This window comes from Paenibacillus agricola, assembly GCF_011440305.1.
Lineage (GTDB): Bacteria > Bacillota > Bacilli > Paenibacillales > NBRC-103111 > Paenibacillus_S > Paenibacillus_S agricola.
Genome location: NZ_JAAOIW010000007.1, coordinates 43,143 through 63,417, shown reverse-complemented (window position 1 = coordinate 63,417; position 20,275 = coordinate 43,143). Strand labels below are relative to the sequence as shown.

The window sequence follows — 20,275 nt, the reverse complement described above, 5'->3', positions numbered from 1 at the left end:
ATGAGCAGTCACAGCCGGTTCATAGCATCCCTGTATTCGGTGGGGGGCATCCCATACAACCTTTTGAATTGCTTGGAGAAATACAGCGGGTCCAAGAAGCCGACAGAGGAGGCAATCTGCTGGGTTGTAAGCTCCTGCCGTTCTCGCAGCAGCAAGCGTGCTTTATCAATCCGCAGCCGCAGCAGGAATGTGGCCGGAGTCAGGCCCGTATGCTTCTTGAAAAGCGCAGACAAATACGCTCGACTGTAGCCAAACGTCTCCGCCATCAGCTCGATTGTAATCGGCTCGGCGTATTGCGTGGATAAATAATGAAGCGCCTGCTGGGCAAGCTGCTCGCCAGTGCTGCCTGTTAACTGCGGATCGTTGTGCTGCTTGGGCTGCAAGGCTTGGGCGTATTCGGCCAGCAGCAGATGGAGATAGCCAACCGCTTTGAGCCCAGCGTGGGACAGCCTGGATTGGAAGGCGGCCTGGATCTGGTGGTAAATCACCGGGATATGCCGTTTGCCACTCGTATGGACAATCGGCTGCTGTGAAGACAGGCCTGTGGCCTCGAGCAAGCGGGCGGCCTGCCCCCCTTCAAAGGCGAGCCAGCGATAACGCCAAGGGTCGCGCTCATCGGCAGCATAGCTAATCAGCCTGCCGGGCTCGATCAGGAAGCTATCGCCTGCCCTTAGCGGGTAAGTTTTACCTTGGCTGGTGTAGGTGCCGCAGCCAGATTGAATATAGTGCAGCAAATAATAATCGACGACCTTTGGCCCCAGCTTATGCCCGGGCTTTGTTTGGCTGCTGCCGGTGAACAATACAGCCAGCTCCTCCTGCTGCTTGGGCTGGGGATTGGAAACCACGTAGTAGCTTTCTTGGTTAAGGGCAGGGGGGGCGTCTGTATCTGCCCTCTCATGGCTAGAAATAGGGAAGTCGGACATAAGGGAACGCCTCCAATTTTGCAGTTTGATTAAAGAAAGTATACCATGGAGGTATAGCTTAGGCATAAAAAATCTAACATTTATCCATGTGGTGCTAACATCCTTCCATAGTGAAAGTACTGGCATGGATTTATACTAAGGATGACTGAAGCAGCTGTGAAGCAAGTTATTACCTATTATGATAGAGGCGGTGTAAGGATGGCAGATTTACAAGCATTAAAGCGTATATTCCTTGAAAAATTCGGAAGCAGCGATGAAGAATCAATCCGTATTTTTCATGCCCCAGGGCGTGTCAATTTAATTGGTGAGCATACGGATTATAATGGCGGTTATGTTTTTCCTGCGGCACTTACCTTCGGAACCATGATGCTGGTACGCAAGCGTCTGGATCAGCAGCTTGGTTTTGCTTCCACAAATTTCCCGTTACACAAACATATTTCCATTCAAGGAATTGCCTTTGATCAATCCGATGATTGGATCAATTATCCGAAAGGAATTATTGTGCAGCTCCAGCAGCAGGGAGTAGCAGTTGGTGGCTATGATATTTTGTATAGCGGAGCTATTCCGAATGGCTCGGGGCTTTCTTCCTCGGCATCGATTGAGGTCGTTACTGCATTTGCGTTATTGACACTTGAGCAGCAGCCAATCGACAAGGTAAAGATTGCATTGCTTTCACAAAAATCCGAAAACGAATTTATGGGCGTCAATTGTGGCATCATGGACCAATTCGCTGTAGCGATGGGCAAGCAGGACCATGCGATTCTGCTGATGTGCGATACGCTGGAATATAAGCATGTTCCATTTGATAGCGGTGCTTATAAGCTCGTTATTGGCAATACAAACAAAAAACGCGGGCTTGTCGATTCCGCTTATAATGAAAGACGCTCGCAATGTGAGCAGGCGGTTAAGGATTTACAGAGCCAATTCCCTGAATTAACGCTGCTAGGCCAGCTGACACTTGCACAATTTAATGAATTCAAGCATTTAATCCCTGACGAAACCGTCCGCAGGCGTGCCCAGCATGTAGTGGAGGAAATTGATCGTGTGCTTGAGTCGATGAAGGTTCTGAAACAAGGCAACTTGGCGGCGTTCGGACAGTTGATGATTGGCTCCCACGAATCGTTGCGTGACTTATATGAAGTAACAGGCCTGGAGCTCGATACCATGGTAGAAGAAGCGTTACAAGTTCCAGGTGTATTGGGCTCACGGATGACGGGTGCAGGCTTTGGCGGCTGTACGGTTTCCCTCGTGCATGAAGACAGCATCCAACTGTTCATCGACCAAGTAGGTGCCAATTACCAAGCCAAAACCGGCCTGGCTGCCGATTTTTATGTATGTACCATCGGTGATGGCGTTAAAGAAATAACGGACTGAAACTGCGATGAATCCTAAGCGGCGCATCATGGCCGCGAGCTGCACGTATTCACCGCACTTATTTCAATATATATAAGGAGGAATCATCTTGGCGATATTAGTAACAGGCGGCGCTGGTTATATCGGTTCACATACAGTAGCGGAGCTATTGGCGCGTAACGAAGAGGTAGTGATAGTCGACAATTTGCAGCAGGGGCATCGGGAAGCGCTGCTGGGCGGCAAGCTGTACGAAGGCGACATCCGCGACGGGGCATTTATGGATACCGTATTTCAGGAAAATGAGATTGAAGCGGTTATCCATTTCGCAGCGCATTCGTTGGTCGGCGAAAGCATGCAAAATCCGGCCAAATATTACCACAATAATGTATACGGAACTTTATGCTTATTGGAAAAAATGACAGCCTATAATGTCAAAAAAATCGTGTTTTCCTCTACGGCGGCAACCTATGGGGAGCCCGAGCATGTGCCGATTCTTGAAACCGACCGCACCTTGCCAACCAATGCTTACGGCGAAACCAAGCTGGCGATGGAAAAAATGATGCGTTGGTTTGATACCGCACACCAAATTAAATTCGTGTCGTTGCGTTATTTTAATGCGGCAGGCGCCCATGAAAGCGGGCGGATTGGCGAGGACCATGCACCGGAATCGCATTTGATCCCGATTATTCTGCAGGTGGCGCTCGGCCAACGCCCGCATATTTCGGTCTTTGGCGATGACTATGCGACACCGGATGGAACCTGCGTCCGTGATTATATTCATGTGACCGACCTGTCGGATGCTCATATTTTGGCGGTGGAAAAGCTGCGTAAAGGCGGAGACAGCAGCATTTACAATTTGGGCAATGGTACTGGCTTTTCAGTTAAGGAAGTGATCGAAATCGCCCGCAAAGTAACTGGCCATCCGATCCCTGCTGTGATGGAAGCACGCCGCGCAGGAGATCCGGCCACCTTGGTAGCTTCCTCAGAACGCACGAAGGCGGAGCTGGGTTGGAAGCCGCGGCATGCCCATCTGGAGCAAATTATGGAAACCGCATGGAACTGGCACCAAACCCACCCGAACGGATACAGCCTATAACAAACATTAAAGGCTAGGCTGGTAGGCTAGGGTATTGGATAGGTATCGGATAGGAGAGAAATAACATGGCAGAAGTAAGGAACGAAATACCAAATAGCGAATGGGAACGACAAGCGGCAGCAGCGCTTGCGATAGAACGGTTGCTCTTGTTTGGTGTCCGGCAGCAACTGCTGGAGCCGCTTGATGGTTATGCAGCCCGCAACGAGCTTCTGGAGTTATTGCGGATTCCAGAGCCTTACGCAGGTGAGGTGGATGAAGCGCCTGGGGCTGCTAGTGTAGTTGAGCTGCTAGAGCCGTTGCTGGATTATGCAGCTAGTATAGGAGTGCTGGAGGCTGACACCACGACACAACGCGATTTGCTGGATGCCCGAATCATGGGCATCCTGATGCCTCGCCCATCGCAGGTGGCGAGCACTTTCTGGAAAACAGCAAGACGGGATCGCATAGAGCAGGCCACGGCTGATTTTTATAAGCAGTGTGTGGATTCCAACTATATTCGGCTGGACCGGATCGCCAAGAACCAATATTGGTTAGCGCCGACCGAATATGGGGAACTGGAAATCACGGTTAACCTCTCCAAGCCGGAGAAGGACCCGAAGGAAATTGCTATGCTCAAACTTGCACCGCAGAGCGCCTACCCGAAATGCCTGCTTTGCATCGACAATGTAGGTTACGCCGGAAGGCTGAACCATCCTGCCCGCCAAAACCTGCGGGTAATACCGCTAGAGCTGGATGGCGATCCTTGGTATTTCCAATACTCGCCTTATGTGTATTATAACGAGCACAGCATTATTTTTGACGAAAAGCACCGGCCTATGAAGATGTCGAAGGCGACCTTTTACCGGTTGTTCGATTTCATCGACCAATTTCCGCATTATTTTATCGGCTCGAATGCCGATTTGCCGATTGTCGGTGGCTCCATTCTGAACCATGACCATTTTCAAGGGGGCAGGCATCAGTTTGCGATGGAAAAAGCGCAGGTTGAGCAAAGCTTCACACACCCCGACTATGCGAATGTACGGCTCGGAATCGTGAAATGGCCGATGTCGGTCATCCGCATATCGGGACATAACAAGCAGCTCCTATTAAAGCTCGCTGATAACATCCTGAATGCATGGGGGGCATATAGCAATCCAGAGCTTGATATTCTTGCTTATACCGAGCGAGAAGGCAGCCAGATTCCTCATAATACGGTGACACCGATCGCACGTAATAATGAACGAAATGAATACGAGCTCGATTTGGTATTAAGGAATAACCGGACAAGCGATGAGCATCCAGACGGTATTTTCCACCCTCATCAGGAGCTTCATCATGTAAAGAAGGAGAATATCGGCTTGATCGAGGTCATGGGTCTCGCGGTACTGCCCGGAAGGCTTGATGATGAGCTGGGCATGCTTGCCCAGGTACTGACTGGGGAGCTTGCCTTTGATACACAGATTACGGCTAATCCGGGACATTTGCTGTTTAAGCATAGCGCTTGGATGAAGGAATTGGCAGCAATTCATGGATTGTCGCTCTCGGCGGAAGCAGCCGAGCAGGCTTTACGAGTGGCGGTTGGCCATAAATTTGCAGATGTGCTGCGCGACGCTGGAGTTTTCAAGCGAGATGAAGAAGGGATAAAAGGCTTTCACACCTTCCTTAAAATGTTAGGTTTTCAGTAATATTTCAAGCATTTACCTTTACGGGTGAATGCTTTTTTATATAAATAGTTAATTGTTCGTATTTTCTGTCAATTTCGATAATGTCGAAGGCGGTTTCTATAAAAAAACAACTAGTTGATGAATTATATAGGAAAAAAGTCTCACATATGGCTAAACTTTGTGTTATAGTTGTTAACACTATAAGTTACGTAGATCTCTATGAGATGGGGGAGAGGCTTATGTTTGACTGGTTAGGGTTTAAAAAAGGGCTGCCGCTCTGGTGGTCCTATCGACTTAATCGGGGTTTGAAAGCAGATGTGGAAGATATTTTCGAAGGAATCGCCCACACCCGCAAGGAGTTGCTGACAAACTGGACAAGCGAGTACTGGTCTCATTTGGAACGGTTGTCAGATCAAATGCTGCTCATAGCCGAGGAACGGACGAAGTCCGTGGAGTCCTGGTGCTTATCGATGGACAAGCTTTTTGCTTCAACGCGTAATAGGGCTATGGACTTATCCGAGATTTTTTTACTGGATGAACAGGCAACAGTTATTTTTTCCTCCTACTCCAAGCATGTGGGTGTTCGTTACGGTGCAGGTACCTTGATTACGGAAGGCTTGGATTATTCGCGCAAGGGGAGTAAGTGCTTGTATGGACCTTTTGGCGACCCGCTGACCTTGGCTATCGGTCCTAGCACCTCAGCCTTTCATGATAAGATGACACTTCTTTACATCGTCCCCATTATGGAAAAGGGTGTTTGGAAGGGTGCGTTATGCGGCAGGGTACCCAATGACGTGATTGGCGACCTGATTCAACGGGAATCAGGCCATGTTTACCCGGATTCGGGAGATAATTATATATTTATGGCCCGGCCGGGCTTGAATAAGCAAATTGAACCGGGTATAGCGCTGTCGCGCAGTCGCTTCGAGGATCGGACATTTACCCATGGAGAGAACCTGAAAGATGGCGTAACGACGGATTGGGGTACGGTATCCATCAAGGAGCATACGGAGCTGGAAATTATGTTTACCGATCCTGCAACCGGCAAGCTGCATCCGGGAGTGGCCAATACGATTGCTAACGGAAGTAATCTATTCGTGGAATTTCCAGGTTATTCCGATTATCGGCACATTTCAGTTATTGGTAAAGGCGTCACGTTCCAACTGCCGCATTGCCCGGATGTATGGGGGATGATGTGTGAAGGCGATTTGGAAGAAGTGTACCGTATTCGCAGTATAGGCTGGAAGATTGCGCGGGTGCAGATGCCGTTGATTGGGGGATTTGCGCTTGTAACTGCGCTATTGATATACCTTCTAATAGGGGGCGTGTCGCCGCTTATGGTTTCGTTAATCATTGGTTTCATGAATTTGCTTTTTGGTCTATGGGTCGTTGCAACGCTTCACAGGAAAGCTGCAATGCCGGTAGTTGAAAATTTGCAAAAAATTAGCCAATTTATCCGGATCAATGCCGAAGGAAAAGGCGACCTGACACAAAGGATTGACCACAACCAATTCGGCCATGATGAGACAAAGGAATTGGCGATGTGGATTAATAACATGATCGATTCGCTGGAAGGCATCATGCTGCAGGTGAAAAGGGCGGCCTCTGATGTGCTCTCGAACCAGAAGGTGCTGCATCAATCGACGGTGAGCACGGAAGGATCCACGGAACGGATGAGCGAGATTATCCATGATATGATTCGGAGTATCCGCAGGCAATTGAAGGATATTGATATTGCCAAGGATGTCGTCGGGGATATGCAGGGGACATTGCAAGCATTGGAGTTGAAGGCTTCTGAGCATATTGCGGTTGCTCATACGGAAGTGGAACGTATTGGCGAGAAGATGGGACAGATTTCTGCGAAAGTAGCCGACACGAATCGGACGATTGTTACATTTATGGAAACAACACAGCAAATCCGCAGTGTGCTGCAGGTTATTGAGGAAATTTCCAGCCAAACCAATTTGCTGTCGCTGAATGCTTCTATTGAAGCGGCCCGTGTCGGGGAGCATGGCAAAGGGTTTGCCGTTGTAGCGGGAGAGATTCGCAAGCTGGCAGACCGGACGCGCAGGTCAACGGAGGAAATTAACGAAACCGTCCAGCTGATCTATAAGAATGCCAAGGATGCTTTCGCCTCTATGGAAGAAGGTACGCAGGTCGTCGAAGAAGGCACGCAGCTTGTAGCGGCTGCTTCCATGATTTTGAGCGGAGCCAATGCGGAGGATATGCAAAAAACGCAGGTGGTTGAAGAAGTTGTTGGGCTGATGGAGCAAATTGCCGAGGTCAGTATGGAAAACCGTAAAATTTCGACGGAAGTAGAAGGCAAGGTTCAGGAGTTATTGGCGGATATCGTAAACGTTCGCCATACATCCAACCATGTAGAGGTGATCACCGACTTTTTGCAGCAGCTGGTTAACCAGTTCCACCTTACCGATAGCCGTCGTAAATGAGTTGTGAATAGTTCTTGAATAAGTCATGGACTGCCTATAGATTGAGGGTTATTCTCGTTATCCGGCATGTTGCCTTTTCCCGAAATTGTGGATGAGGAGCATGCTGCTTTTTTTTGTTGTCTTCATTGAACTTGGAGGTTTCTTGTTTTAAAAAGCTTTGGCATATCCCATGTGAAGTAATGTCAAATTTAAAGAAATATTTGTTAAATACCTGTCATATACATTGACACAAAATAGCTCAAAGCGTATGATAAACAGTATTAAATGCTTTAACATTCGGAAATAGCTTTTAATATTACGCAATATGTAACAATAATTAACATTAATTAAGCAAATGAAGGGGGGACTGGGTTTGCAGGTCTTATCAAGACTTGTGAAGTCGGGACATCTTATGACAATTATCAATCAATCTCACCACACTCCATATCCCTTAGAATCATTTTATGATGAGATGTTCCAGGACGACTCTGTGGTCCGGGAACATTATGCACAGGCACATCGATGTTTCTCGCGGCTGAAAGAAGATGAGCTGGCTGCCAAGCAGAAAGCGATGGATCGTCGCATGCTCGAAGAAGGCATTACGTTTACACTATACCAGCCAGAGCAATCACATCCGCTTGAGCGGACGATTCCTTTCGATATGATTCCGCGTATTATTCCTAGTGATGAATGGGCTGTACTGGAAAAAGGCTTGCTGCAAAGAGTAAAAGCCTTAAATTGTTTCCTCCAAGATATGTACCACGAGCAGAAGATTATTGCTGACGGTGTGATCCCTCGTAAAATGATTTTAACGAATCGTTATTTCCGCCCGGAAATGATGCATGTCGATGTACCAGGCGGTGTATATATTACTACTTCAGGTATTGATTTAATACGCAATGCAGATGGCAGCTATTATGTTCTGGAGGATAACCTGCGGTCCCCCTCCGGATTTTCTTATTTATACAAGAGCCGCTCTGTGATGAACCAGCTGTTCCCGGAACTGGCTTTCTCTTCGTCGATTCGTGATGTTGAGCATAGCTTGAATCATTTCCTATCCTCACTACGAAGCTTGTCGCCTACCTCCAAGGCAGAGCCGGTCATTGCCTTGCTAACTCCAGGCGAATTTAATTCCGCTTATTACGAGCATGCCTTCCTTGCCCAACAAATGGGGATCCACTTGGTGGAAGGCCGGGATCTCGTAACGATTGACCATAAAATTTATATCCGCAGCATGAAAGGCCTCCAGCAGGTCGATGTACTCTATCGCCGGATCGATGATGATTATCTTGACCCGCTTGCTTTTCAGGCGGATTCGGCTCTTGGCGTAGCTGGCATCATGAATGCTTATCGGGCAGGCAATATTGCGATTGCTAATGCACCGGGAACCGGTATCGCTGATGACAAAGCCATTTATATCTATGTTCCTGACATGATTCGTTATTACTTAAACGAGGAACCAATTTTGAAAAATGTTCCTACCTATTTGCTGGACCGCCCTGATGAGAGAGCTTATGTACTGGAGCATCTCCATGAAATGGTTGTGAAGGAAACGTCACTCTCTGGCGGCTATGGCATGCTGATTGGACCTTCTGCAAGCGAGCAGGAGCTTGCTGCATTCGCCGAGCAAATCAAGCGCGATCCTGGGCGTTACATTGCCCAACCGACGATGCAGCTTTCACGGGCGCCGGTCATGCTTGATGGCAAAATGACGCCGCGTCATATTGATTTACGCGCCTTCGTCTTGGTAGGCAGCGAAAGCACACATGTCATACCGGGTGGCCTTACTAGAGTAGCGTTAAAAGAAGGGTCGTTAGTCGTTAACTCGTCACAAGGTGGGGGCTGTAAGGATACTTGGGTATTGTCATAGGCTTGTGATAGGGCCTTTTGCAGAAGCTAGACCAATAAAGAAATTAATGAAGGGTGATGTCTATGCTCAATCGAAATGCAGAAGCTTTATTCTGGGTAGGTCGTTATGTGGAAAGAGCGGAAAACCATTCAAGACTAATAGATGTCCATTATCATATTCAACAAACAGCCGACTTTCAGGATGAGGAACACAAATGGGCGAGACTCGTTGATGCACTGGGAGCGCGTGATGCTTATAAGCAACAATTTGAGGCATTTACAGAGAAAGATGTGCTTTCGTTTATCACCTTGGATCGGGGCTATGCGAATTCATTATTTTCCTGCGTTAGCAAGGCGAGAAATAATTTGCGCACGCTGCGGGAAAAGCTGCCGAGTGAAATGTGGGATGTGCTGAATTCCTTTTATTTATGGCTGGGTGAGAAGCAGGTTGATGATATAATGAAGGAATCGCCACATGTCTTCTACAGGCAGATTAAAGAGCGGATGGCAACCTTTCAAGGTGTGGAGCATTCCGTGATGCTGCGGCAGAATGAATGGCATTTTGTAGAAAGTGGACGGCTGCTGGAGCGGACGGAGAACACGGTTCGCATTCTGCAATCGGTAACTGGTACCTTGACGGAAGCTGAAGCGGTCCCTTACCCCGGCATGCTTGCCGTGTTGAAATCGGTTAGTGGCTACCAGGCCTTCCGCCGCTTTTATGCAGATGGCATGTCTGAGCAGCATATTATGGAATTTATGATTATCAGCGAAAGCTTTCCGCGTTCGATCCTGTTTTCTTTTACCGAATTGGAAAAACACCTAAAGGGCATCCAATTGGATGCAAGTGGGCAGCATCTTCCCCACGAGAAGGCGATCCGCCAAGCAGGTAAAATGAAGGCGGAGCTAGCTTGCCTGGATAGCGAGGATTTCACGCCTGAGCAAGTAACCAACATCTTGGATAAACTAACAAGCTCCTGCCTGGGTTTGGGTGCAACGATGGCAGTAGCCTTTTTTCAAATCGAGGAGGCAAGTGCATGAAGATCGAAATCAGCCATGTGACCAGGTATTCCTACTTGGAGCCGGTCATGGACAGTGTCAATGAGCTTAGGCTGACGCCACGAACGAATTACCGCCAATCCTGCTACCACCATGAGGTTACCACGGAGCCTGTTGCTTCGTTGTTTACCTATGAAGATTATTTTGGTAATCGCGTCCATTCGTTCTCCGTCAACAAGCCTCATAAAGAGATGGTTGTGAAGACGAAGGCGATTGTAGTTACGCAGGACCAAAGCTCGATAGCCAAGTTTGGGTTGCCTTTCAAGGGGCAATTGGAGCTCCTTAAAGGGGAGCACCTGCAAAATCGTTATATCGAATTTTTGCTACCAACGGTCTACACAGAAATTAATGATGACCTCTATGCTTATTCGGTAAAATATCCGTTGGGTGAGGAAGGCTTCTATGTTTGGGCAAAAAACCTGATGTCCGGTATTAATAGCGATTTTATTTATGATCCTACTGCAACACACGTGAATACCCAAGTTGGGGATACGCTTCGCCTTCGCCGGGGCGTCTGCCAGGATTACACGCATCTGATGATTGCTGTATGCCGCAGCATCGGGATGCCGGCACGTTATGTAAGTGGTTATCATTTTGTGGGTGACCTTCATGGCGGCAGCACCGACTTTGAGCAGGCCTCGCATGCATGGGTGGAGGCGCATGTGCCAGGCACGGGCTGGCTAGGCTTTGACCCGACCAATAATGCTGAGGTGGACTGGCGTTACGTGAAGCTGGGCCATGGACGGGATTATAAAGATATCGTTCCGGTGAAGGGTGTTTACCGCGGCACTGCCAAACAGAAGCTGGACGTCACCGTAGATGTGCGCCTGCTGGATTAAATGAAGAAACCCGACGCTCTTGGAACAACCGGATCATAAACGTGGATAGAAAATGATTCGGTTGATCTGTAGCTCCGGGCTTTTCGTTTATCAGATTAAGGCTTTTTGCTGTCAGCACCAGTATTGGATTTTAATTCGAAAAGCATCACGTCCTGGTCATGGGTAATGCCGGAGACTTGGATGCCATTTCGTTCCAATGAGGTTTTGATCAAGGCTTCATCCTGCATAGGGAAAACGTAGGACGTATGGGATTGCTTATTGTTAAGAAGATTTTCAACCACCTGAACCAGCTTCTTCATGGAAAAAGGCTTTCGCATATATTTTTCAATATCTTTCTCATGATAGTTCAAAGGTGCTTCTAAAGCGGTCGACACAATAACCGGTGTGTTGCAAAAATCAGAGTGTTGATAAAGCTCTGCCATAAAATCCCAACCATTTTTGATCCCTTCCAAATGAATATCCACGATACATAAGCGGGGTGCCAATGATTGTATGCGGTGGAGGGCTAGTATACCTTCTTCGGCTGAGCGTAAATGTACAATTGGAATATCCAGCGTTGAGAGGGCAACTTGAATGAGCTTGGCCAGGTTGTCATCATCCTCAAGGATGATAATACTGCCATCAACATGAGGAACCTGGTAGATTCCTAGCCCTACAGTAAAGGTGGTGCCTACCCCCATTTCCGAAGTGAAGGTAATGGAGCCGTTATGCGCATCAATAATTTCTTTTACGATAGCGAGGCCTAATCCGGTACCGCCGATTTGCCGCCGGTCAGAATTGTCAACCCGATAAAACTTGGTAAATAGCTTATCCTTGGCATCTTCGGGTATCCCTAGTCCATAGTCTTGCACGCGAAGCTGGACCTGGTCATCGATGATATCGATAGTTACATCTACTTGATTGGCTTGCGGAGAGTATTTGAAAGCATTGCTAAGCAGATTATGAATAATTTGTTTAAAGCGGTCGGAATCTCCACGAACCCAGATTTCCTTGTTGGAGGCGTGAAGTTGTATATGGTGGCTTTGCTCGCCTTTCCATTGGTCGGCAACCTCCAGCACTAAGCTTGCGAGATTGAGAGGGGCGAAATGATAGGTTTCTTTACCAGACTCCATTCGTTGTAAATCTAGAAAGTCATTAATTAGAGTGGAGAGGCGAATGGCTTCCTTATATATCGTCTGTAAATATTTTTCCTGCTTATCTGGCGCCAGCTTGCGGTAGAGCAAGATTTCCACAAAGCCTAACACACTGGCAAGCGGGGTGCGTAGCTCATGGGAGACGATACTGATGAATTCATTTTTCATCACATCGACCTTCTCTTCCTCGGTGCGGTCACGGAACACGAATAGATAACCTTGCTCGAGCTGGGTTTCCTTCCCGCCAACCTTTGTTGCATACAGCTCTACAAAGCGCTGCAGCCCCTCAGGATCGGCGAATTCAAAGCGTTCTGTCGTTGTGTTTAGAGAACCTTGGAATAATCCTTCTATATTCAAACGCGTTTGGACTAGGCTGGGATTGGTTTGTTTAATCTTTAAGCCCAATTCGGTCCAGCTTTTCCCTATAAACTTGTCTATCTTCAAGAAATCATGCATGCGATGGTTGGCAAATTGGATGAAGCCCTTGGCATCTACAAGCACCATGCCTTCATGGGTGGATTCCAAAATATTTTCGATTAAATCCCGCTGCCCTTCAATATGGATTTTTTCGTTTAGCAGCAGGTCGTTTAATTGGGAGAGCCGGATCGACTGGTTACGGCGGTCTTCATTCATGAGCTGGGCATGAAAGGCAAGCCCAAACTGCTTAGCTAAGCCCCGCGCTAAGCGAATCTTGGCTTCGTTTCGTGTAAGGATGTACCCCGATAGCAGCAGAAAGCCGATAACATTCTGGCTGTCGTCGAATAATGGATAATATTGGTCTAAAGCCGATCCGGTCGCTTGGTGGAAGCCACGCTCGGCGTCGGAAAGGTCCCTCTGGCATTCTATGGGCGCTTTCTCGGTAAATACCCGCAAGGCGGGTCCAAAGATCGCGGTTTTCACCGAGGGTGGCAGCTCCTGTGGGTAGCCGGTCGCATATAAAATACGGTAGGATTCGCTGCTTTCCGAGTGGGCTATGGGCAATGCACTTTCTTTGACCACGAGCAGGGCGGCATCCAGCTTCAGGGATTGAAGCAGGCTTGGAATAGAAGCGGCAAGAAATTCGGACATCTCAAGGGCGCCCGTCAATTTTTCCTGATACGTACTAATGGCTTCGAGCTCCAATTCCCGCTGGGAGAGCATTTCTAAGGTCTGCTCCTGCTCCTCTTGTTGGGCGATAATTTCTTCGTTTTGCACTTCAAGGCTTTCTGCCATATAACGGTACGTTTCTTCGCTTTTGCGTAGCGAGGTTTCTGCTCGGTTGGCACGGTTGAATATGATCGCGGAGAATAGCCCAACGACCAAGGCCAAGGCACCGCCAACTGAAATGATAATACGGGCAGAGCGGCCGGCCTCCATGGCGTCGGCATAGGCTTCCGTGGCAATCGTATCGATTTCGGTACGCAGCTTAAGATGGAGCTGGCGGAAGCGGTCCATCATAACTTTGCCGCTGTTGGAGCGAGCCAAAGCTTCATCGCTTTTCCCGGCGCGCACCAACTCGATTTGGGTGCTGTTAAAATTCTGCAAACGCTCGATCTGCGGAAGTAAATCGTCTTCCATTAAGCTTTTCAAGCTAGCATGTTTTTTTTGATACATGGCTAAAGTGTTAAGGTCTTTGCTTAGCTGGAGTTTGCCCTGCTCGTAGATTTCTAAATATCTCTCATCACGTGTTACCCCGAAGCCGCGTACTCCTGATTCTTGGTTGACTAAATCCTCGATTAGATTTCCGGCAACAACAGCCAGCGGGAACGCTTCAGTGACAACGCTGTTCATCTCCCGCTCCATATTCGTTGAGGCGAGGTAGCTGGATATGCTGATGAAGGCGAGTAGAGTGACAATAATGATGACGTAGATGATGGAAACTTTAGATCGAGTCAAATTCATGCTAAAACCACCAATCAGTGATGTATTTTCTGGAGGGGGATAGAGTTAGGGTGACCTAGGAATTACCAGCCACATGGTATTTCGAAAGTATTCGACAAAGTTAGAGCTTATCCTGCGTATTTTCACAAAAACATGAGTATTCGTTTATTTAACAATAAAGAATTGCCTGTTTACACATTCTGCCTTACAATAGCTTTAAAGAACATGTCAGGAATCTTATCACTTAACTAACGCTTTCAGGCAGTAGGGAGATGAATGGAGTTGTTACAGATGAACCCTTTGCTGGAAGAACGTGAACTGAAGCCTTATTATCAGCCGATTTTATCCTTGCAAACTCAAAAAATTATTGGATATGAAGCACTAGGACGCCGAATCCAGGATGGGAAACCCTACAGTCTAGGTTCATTCTTCCATGATCCGACTATTAATGATGAAAGCCACCTGCAAGTCGACAGGATGCTGAGGGAAAAAGCAATTTCGAACCTGGCTCGATCCAAGGGGGAGGCCTTGTTATTTTTAAACCTAAAGCCGTCTTGGATTTATAGAAAGTATCGGGAAACCGGTGTACTTCAAACCCTGCAGCTGGTGGAGAAATATGGTTTAGATCCATCGCGTGTAGTGATTGAGATTACTGAAGAAGAGTTTCATGGGAAGCTGGACGAGCTCTCGGCTATTGTTGATGTATATCGGCAGAAGGGCTGCCTCATTGCCATTGATGATATCGGCAGCGGGTACAGCAACTATGACAGGATTGCCTCCATTAAACCGAATATTTTAAAAATTGATTTGAAGCTATTAAAAAAAAGCAGTCTCCATGATGGTTACAAAGCCCTCTTAAATTCGTTTTCCATTTTATCTGCACAAATGGGTTCCTCCTTATTAATCGAAGGTGTAGAGACGAAGCAGGATCTGTGCCATTCCTTGAAAACAGGGGCAAGGTATGTACAAGGGTTTCTGTTCTCGGAAGCCAAGGCGGAATTTCAGCACGTAGAGAACTACTCGCCCATGCTGAAGGAAGAAATACGGATCTATACCGAAAATGAGGTTACCCGTTATAGGGATCTATTTGCCGTTCAGGAAAGCCTCAACATCCTGGTGGATTCGGAGGTGTTGATCTCGTCAGCCGAAGATGCAGACGCTATGATCGGAAGCCTTCTGTGTGATGTAAACGAGAATGTGGTACGGATATATATTTGCCGTGAGGATGGTTCACAGGTATCTTCGAATTATACGAGGCATGTAGAGGAAGGGTGGCAGCGGGACGCGCAATTCCAAGGCTCGAACTGGATTTGGCGCCCATACTTTATACCCAATATGCTGCGGATGAGCAAACAACGTGATGGCATGTTATCACAGGAATATATGGATCTGGATACATCAAGGCTTATGCAAACCTTCTCTTGTCCTGTAGGTGATTCGCATTACATATTTCTAGACCTGTATGTTTAAGGGGTTATCCTTCTAGCCATTCATTGCGCAAGGAAAATAACTCTTTCAAATCGGTAGTGGACATTTCGGTAATCCATTGCTCGCCGCTTCCAACGATTTGTTGGCTAAGCTCTTGCTTTTTCTCGATCATTTCATCGATACGTTCCTCCAGGGTACCCAGTGTGACGAATTTATGCACCTGAACATGACGGGTTTGCCCGATTCGAAAAGCCCGGTCGGTCGCTTGGTTCTCTACCGCGGGATTCCACCAGCGGTCAAAATGGAATACGTGGTTGGCAGCAGTGAGGTTTAGCCCCGTGCCGCCGGCTTTAAGCGACAGTAAGAAAATACTTGGCTGCTTATCTGCGGCGGGCACCTCGTCTTGAAATTCAGCAATCATCTTGTCTCTCGCTATTTTCGGTGTACCCCCATGCAGGAAGATAACGGGCTCGGCGAGCTCTTTCTCCAAGATGCGCTGCAGCAGATGGCCCGTTTCTACAAATTGCGTAAAGATTAGGCATTTATCGCCTTCCTGGCGCAGCTCCTGTACCATTTCGAGCAGCCGCTCGACTTTATTGGAGCGCTGCTCCCAAGGTGAGCCTACAGGTTCTTTAAGCATAAGCGACGGATGGTTGCAAATTTGCTTGAGCTTCGTCAAAGCCGCAAGAATTAAGCCCCTCCTCTCCATAGCTGTCAAGCGATCCAGCCTATCAAACATATCCTTAATGTAATTCTCGTATAAAATGCCTTGCTCCGACGTAAGGGACACGAAGGTTTTATATTCGTTCTTATCCGGTAAATCAAGCTGGATAGCCGGGTCCTTCTTGACTCTGCGCAACAAGAATGGGCGGATCAGCTGCTGTACCTTGGATACCAGTACAGGATCATTCGATTTCTCAATCGCATGGACATACCGCTGTGAGAAATCGCGCAAGGTGCCCAAATACCCAGGGTTTAAAAAGTCGAAAATCGACCATAGCTCCGTTAGCCGGTTCTCAATAGGTGTTCCTGTCATCGCGATGCGATGGCGCCCTGTCAAAGAACGGATCGAGGTGGCTTGCTTAGTGTAGGCATTTTTAATGTTTTGTGCTTCATCCAGGCAAATCGAATTCCATTCAAACTGCGCGAGCTCGGTTTCATCCAAATGGGACAGCGTATAGGTGGTCAAGATAAGGTCATGCCCTAGGCAGGTCTCTTTGAAGAATTCGCCCTTGGCCCGTGCCGGGCCGTAGTGCAGATGGACCTTTAGCTGCGGTGCAAATCGCTTTAGCTCCTTTTGCCAATTGCCGAGTACAGAGGTTGGGCAGATCAGCAGGGAAGGGATCCGGTTTATTGCCAGATTGCTGGGGCTGTCTCCAGCTAGCGCCGCCTTATTATCCATTTCGCGGATGTGCAGCAGATAGGTAATCATTTGGATCGTTTTGCCTAGCCCCATATCATCGGCCAGACAGCCCCCAAGGCCCATCTGGCGCAGGAATAAGAGCCAGGAGATGCCTTCAACCTGATAAGGGCGCAAGGTTCCTTGAAAGGTGTCAGGAGGTTCAATACTCGGAGGCCGCTTGGTATGATTAAGCAATGCGGCCATTTCCTCCAGTTGCTCGTTCAGCTCGACCTCCATCTGCAGGGAACGGTGCAGCCCCAGCTCCTCCTCGCCTGCAGAGGAGCCGAGCAAATGCAGCTCCAGCACATCCCTCAGTGTGAGGCCCTGCTTCTTCTGTACCTGCTTCATCACTTGCTCAAGCTGGGCAAGATGGGCCGGGTCCAATTGAACCCATTGGCCACGTATTTGCACAAGCTTGCGCTTTTCTGCCACCAAGGCACGGAATTCCTCTTCCGTTAGCTCGATGTCGCCAAGCGCGATCTTCCAGTCGAACTGCATCAGCTGTTGCAAGCCGAACATCGCTTGCGGTGCGGTGCCGACGGATGATTTGATCTTCGCTTTAAGTCGCGGGCGCCAGCGGCGGATCCGTTCCCACCAAGCAGGCAAGAAAACCGAGTAGCCCGCTTCCATCAAGCGCAGGCTGCCTTGGGTGAGCAGCTCCCAGGCTTCGTCATGGGAAAGCTCGGTGCGTATAGCAGCAGCGTCTTGATCCTGCTGCTGAAGTGAGGGGACTATGCGCCGCCATTTGGCCAGGTCTCTGGACGCCCGTTGCAGGTGGGGGCGCCAGGCATCCGGCAGCCTGGATAGTGCTGGGGATAGTGGAAAATAGCTTTCGGCATCGAGGGTGAGATTCATCATGCTATCACCACTAGGTAAAGCTTCGTGGTTATGGGCGCCTTCATGGTTACCTTCATGGTCGCTGTAGAAGGAATCGTCCAGCTCAGCCAATGCGAATACATCGACCTCATGCAGCACGTCCTTATTGGAGCGATCCTGTAAAATAACGCTAATCGGCCAATGGCCCTGCCCATGCGGCGGCTCGCTTAACTGCAGGCAGGTGCGGAAAGGGGTGCCATCGGTTTGCCAGCCAATCGAGAAAAGCCAATCCTCTTCGTCCATCCACAGGTCGGTGGGGAGCTTGCCCCTCAGCATGAGCGGGTATTTCTTCTCAAGAAGCATAATACTTTGGCGCAAAGCGCCGTCCTCCATACCCCATTCGGGTATGAGCTGGTCGATCCATTGCTCGGCGAGCGGCGTTAACGCATCAGCAGCGACGCTATCGGGCAGAGCCAGCCTCCAGCTGAGCTCGCCTGCCTTCCATTTGCGGAAGTCGGGCATGCAGCGGCCTTGCACCAGCGCCTCCTTCACATGGGGCGCCAAGCGCATCAGCTCCAGGAGCTCGCGGCTCCAATCGAGCTTCATATGCAGGACGAAGCTTGGGGTGCAAAAGTAATCCAAAGCGGCAAGCGCTGGCAGCTGTAAGCCCTCGATATTATTGAACTCGGTGACCTCAATAAAAGTGCCATAGAAAGAAGGCTGATGCCAAGCGAATAAAAGGTTCTTCAAGTCAGAGGCATCAATTGCCCCGCCATTAGGGCGCGAACCGTATAAGAAAAAGCAGCCCGGAGCCATCCAGCGGGTTTGAACGGTTATCGCAGATGCATCAATCATGGAATCCACTTTCCTTTCCGTAGTTCCTCTTGCAGCGCGCGCAGACGGGAATATCGCGTTGCCAGGCGATAAATAAATTCATCCCAGGTATCGGGCTTATCCAGCTTTTTATAGTAGGCTTGAAGCTTTTTCAAATACTTCACGGCCATCAAGTAGGCGGTGCGGTTCTTCTCGGCGATACAGCGTTCTACCGCCTGGTGGTAGATGGGCAGCAGCAAGGAGGGATCCTTGGCCTCCACCAGCTTTAGGTCTGCCGAGTACAGGTCAATCGGAGGGACGCGATTGGCGATTTGCAGATCGACCCAAGACTTGAAGCGCTCCGATTTCATTAAATAAGACGTGTAAAAATAATAAGTACGGGGCAGCAGGCTGATCATGACATCGACCCATTCGCTGTCATCGGGCTGGAGGCTAACGGCTTCCATCCAATACGTACAAAACATCCTCAGCTCTTCTTGTTGTGCACGCTGCATGGTTGGCAGCAGCCACCTGAGCCATGAAAGCATGCGATCCCATTGCTGCGCCTCGTAGAAACGGTGCAAATACAAGAAAAAATCACGTGCTTCCCGTTTGCTAAGCTGCTCCAGCAAGGTTCTCGCTGCGGAGTCCTGCCGCTCCATCACTTGAAAATGCGCAAGCGCCATCAGTAACACATCCCGCTTGCGTGTTAGCGGCGTGGACTTGGCAGCAAGTAGCTCTAGGCGCTTCTGTTCCTTAGCCAGCCGTTTGGGCTGCTCGGCCAGCCGCCACCAGAAGCTGCGGTATACGCCAAGCCATTGCATCGGGGAGTCGCTGCCGCCTAGCGCCATTTCGCCAAGAAGCGAGAGGGTTTGATCCAGCGCGGCTGAATGATGGTCCGCCAGACGCTTACAATCCAGCTTCGGCATCAACAGATCCATCTGTTCCTGACATAGCTTGGCTACAACCTTGCTGCCGGATTCAATGTACAAGGAAAGGTAGGAGGACTTGGAGTCGACCAGGAACTGCTCAACCTTACGCATCACAAATAAAAGCACATGTAGCTCAAATAACCTGCGTACTGAATTCTCCCAGGCGTTGGCCAGAGGAACTAACGAGTCTTGAGTGGCATGGTAGAACAACTCTATAGAGTGCTGCTGGGAAAGAGAATATCCATAAAATTGCTGGTCAAAGAAACGCTGCCATTGGCTCGGAGGCTGGCTGGCTAGCGGGGCTTCGAGCCGTTCGGCTTTTTTCTCTGCTTTAAGCGTTCCGGTAGCTGCCCTCGTTTGCTGCTGGCGCCCCTTAACCAGAATGGCCTGCTTCAATTGCTGCAGCAATATTTCCGGTCTTGCGTAAGGTGCGTAGAGTGTGAAAATAACCGCAGCCATATGGCGGCAGGACTTACTCTTTGTGCAAGAGCAGGAGCTCTTTGTAAATTGTTCCAGGTCCAGAATGACTTTGTAGATCTGTGCACCATGTACCTGAGCATGGATTTCGATCCCATGCATAAGCTGGATGTCCTTGACACGTCCCTTGTGGACAAATTCCCATCCCCGCTCCAATACTGGCACTTCAAAGTCATGCTGCATCCGTTCAATTAAATAATTCATTCGGTTTTTTGGGATTTGCAGCT

General features: G+C 48.8%; 12 protein-coding genes. 8 read left to right on the top strand and 4 right to left on the bottom strand.

The features are described from left to right. Window positions 1-8: 8 nt before the first annotated feature. Window positions 9-923 carry an AraC family transcriptional regulator gene (locus tag G9U52_RS19455; protein WP_166152316.1) on the bottom strand — a complete coding sequence of 305 codons (915 nt, stop codon included), beginning with the start codon at window positions 921-923 and terminating at the stop codon, window positions 9-11. 198 nt (window positions 924-1,121) lie between these two features. Here G9U52_RS19455 and G9U52_RS19450 point away from each other — a divergent pair, with 198 nt between their 5' ends. The 7 genes from G9U52_RS19450 (at window position 1,122) to G9U52_RS19420 (ending at window position 11,187) form a co-directional block, all read left to right on the top strand. Beyond that, window positions 1,122-2,297, top strand: a complete 1,176-nt coding sequence (locus tag G9U52_RS19450) for a galactokinase (RefSeq protein WP_166152315.1) — start codon at window positions 1,122-1,124, stop codon at window positions 2,295-2,297. 88 nt (window positions 2,298-2,385) lie between these two features. After that, a complete protein-coding gene (galE, locus tag G9U52_RS19445) occupies window positions 2,386-3,372 on the top strand; it encodes a UDP-glucose 4-epimerase GalE (RefSeq protein WP_166152314.1) in 987 nt (328 codons plus the stop codon). 65 nt (window positions 3,373-3,437) lie between these two features. Next, the gene (locus tag G9U52_RS19440; protein ID WP_166152313.1) at window positions 3,438-5,036 is read left to right on the top strand and encodes a UDP-glucose--hexose-1-phosphate uridylyltransferase; all 1,599 of its coding nucleotides are present in this window, start codon (window positions 3,438-3,440) and stop codon (window positions 5,034-5,036) included. 218 nt (window positions 5,037-5,254) lie between these two features. Further along, window positions 5,255-7,465 (top strand): methyl-accepting chemotaxis protein, encoded by a 2,211-nt coding sequence (locus G9U52_RS19435; RefSeq protein WP_166152312.1) that lies wholly within the window; start codon window positions 5,255-5,257, stop codon window positions 7,463-7,465. A gap of 391 nt (window positions 7,466-7,856) precedes the next feature. Further along, window positions 7,857-9,314: a circularly permuted type 2 ATP-grasp protein gene (locus G9U52_RS19430; protein ID WP_166152552.1), complete on the top strand. Its 1,458-nt coding sequence runs from the start codon at window positions 7,857-7,859 to the stop codon at window positions 9,312-9,314. A gap of 62 nt (window positions 9,315-9,376) precedes the next feature. Next, a complete protein-coding gene (locus G9U52_RS19425) occupies window positions 9,377-10,330 on the top strand; it encodes an alpha-E domain-containing protein (RefSeq protein ID WP_166152311.1) in 954 nt (317 codons plus the stop codon). Beyond that, window positions 10,327-11,187 carry a transglutaminase family protein gene (locus G9U52_RS19420; protein ID WP_166152310.1) on the top strand — a complete coding sequence of 287 codons (861 nt, stop codon included), beginning with the start codon at window positions 10,327-10,329 and terminating at the stop codon, window positions 11,185-11,187. The genes G9U52_RS19425 and G9U52_RS19420 overlap by 4 nt, the downstream gene beginning before the upstream one ends. A gap of 95 nt (window positions 11,188-11,282) precedes the next feature. Here the strand turns inward: G9U52_RS19420 and G9U52_RS19415 are convergent, their stop codons facing one another. Continuing rightward, on the bottom strand, window positions 11,283-14,201 hold the full coding sequence (locus G9U52_RS19415; RefSeq protein WP_166152309.1) for an ATP-binding protein: 2,919 nt from the start codon (window positions 14,199-14,201) through the stop codon (window positions 11,283-11,285). Between the two features lie 270 nt (window positions 14,202-14,471). On the opposite strand from G9U52_RS19415, the gene G9U52_RS19410 reads away from it, so the two are divergent. Beyond that, on the top strand, window positions 14,472-15,650 hold the full coding sequence (locus G9U52_RS19410; RefSeq protein WP_166152308.1) for an EAL domain-containing protein: 1,179 nt from the start codon (window positions 14,472-14,474) through the stop codon (window positions 15,648-15,650). A gap of 4 nt (window positions 15,651-15,654) precedes the next feature. Here the strand turns inward: G9U52_RS19410 and G9U52_RS19405 are convergent, their stop codons facing one another. Together G9U52_RS19405 and G9U52_RS19400 are read right to left on the bottom strand one after the other, a co-directional pair. Beyond that, window positions 15,655-18,681: a DEAD/DEAH box helicase gene (locus G9U52_RS19405; RefSeq protein ID WP_166152307.1), complete on the bottom strand. Its 3,027-nt coding sequence runs from the start codon at window positions 18,679-18,681 to the stop codon at window positions 15,655-15,657. Further along, entirely contained in the window at window positions 18,678-20,252 is a 1,575-nt protein-coding gene (locus tag G9U52_RS19400) for an SWIM zinc finger family protein (RefSeq protein WP_243767443.1), read from the bottom strand. The genes G9U52_RS19405 and G9U52_RS19400 overlap by 4 nt, the downstream gene beginning before the upstream one ends. Between the last annotated feature and the right edge of the window lie 23 nt (window positions 20,253-20,275).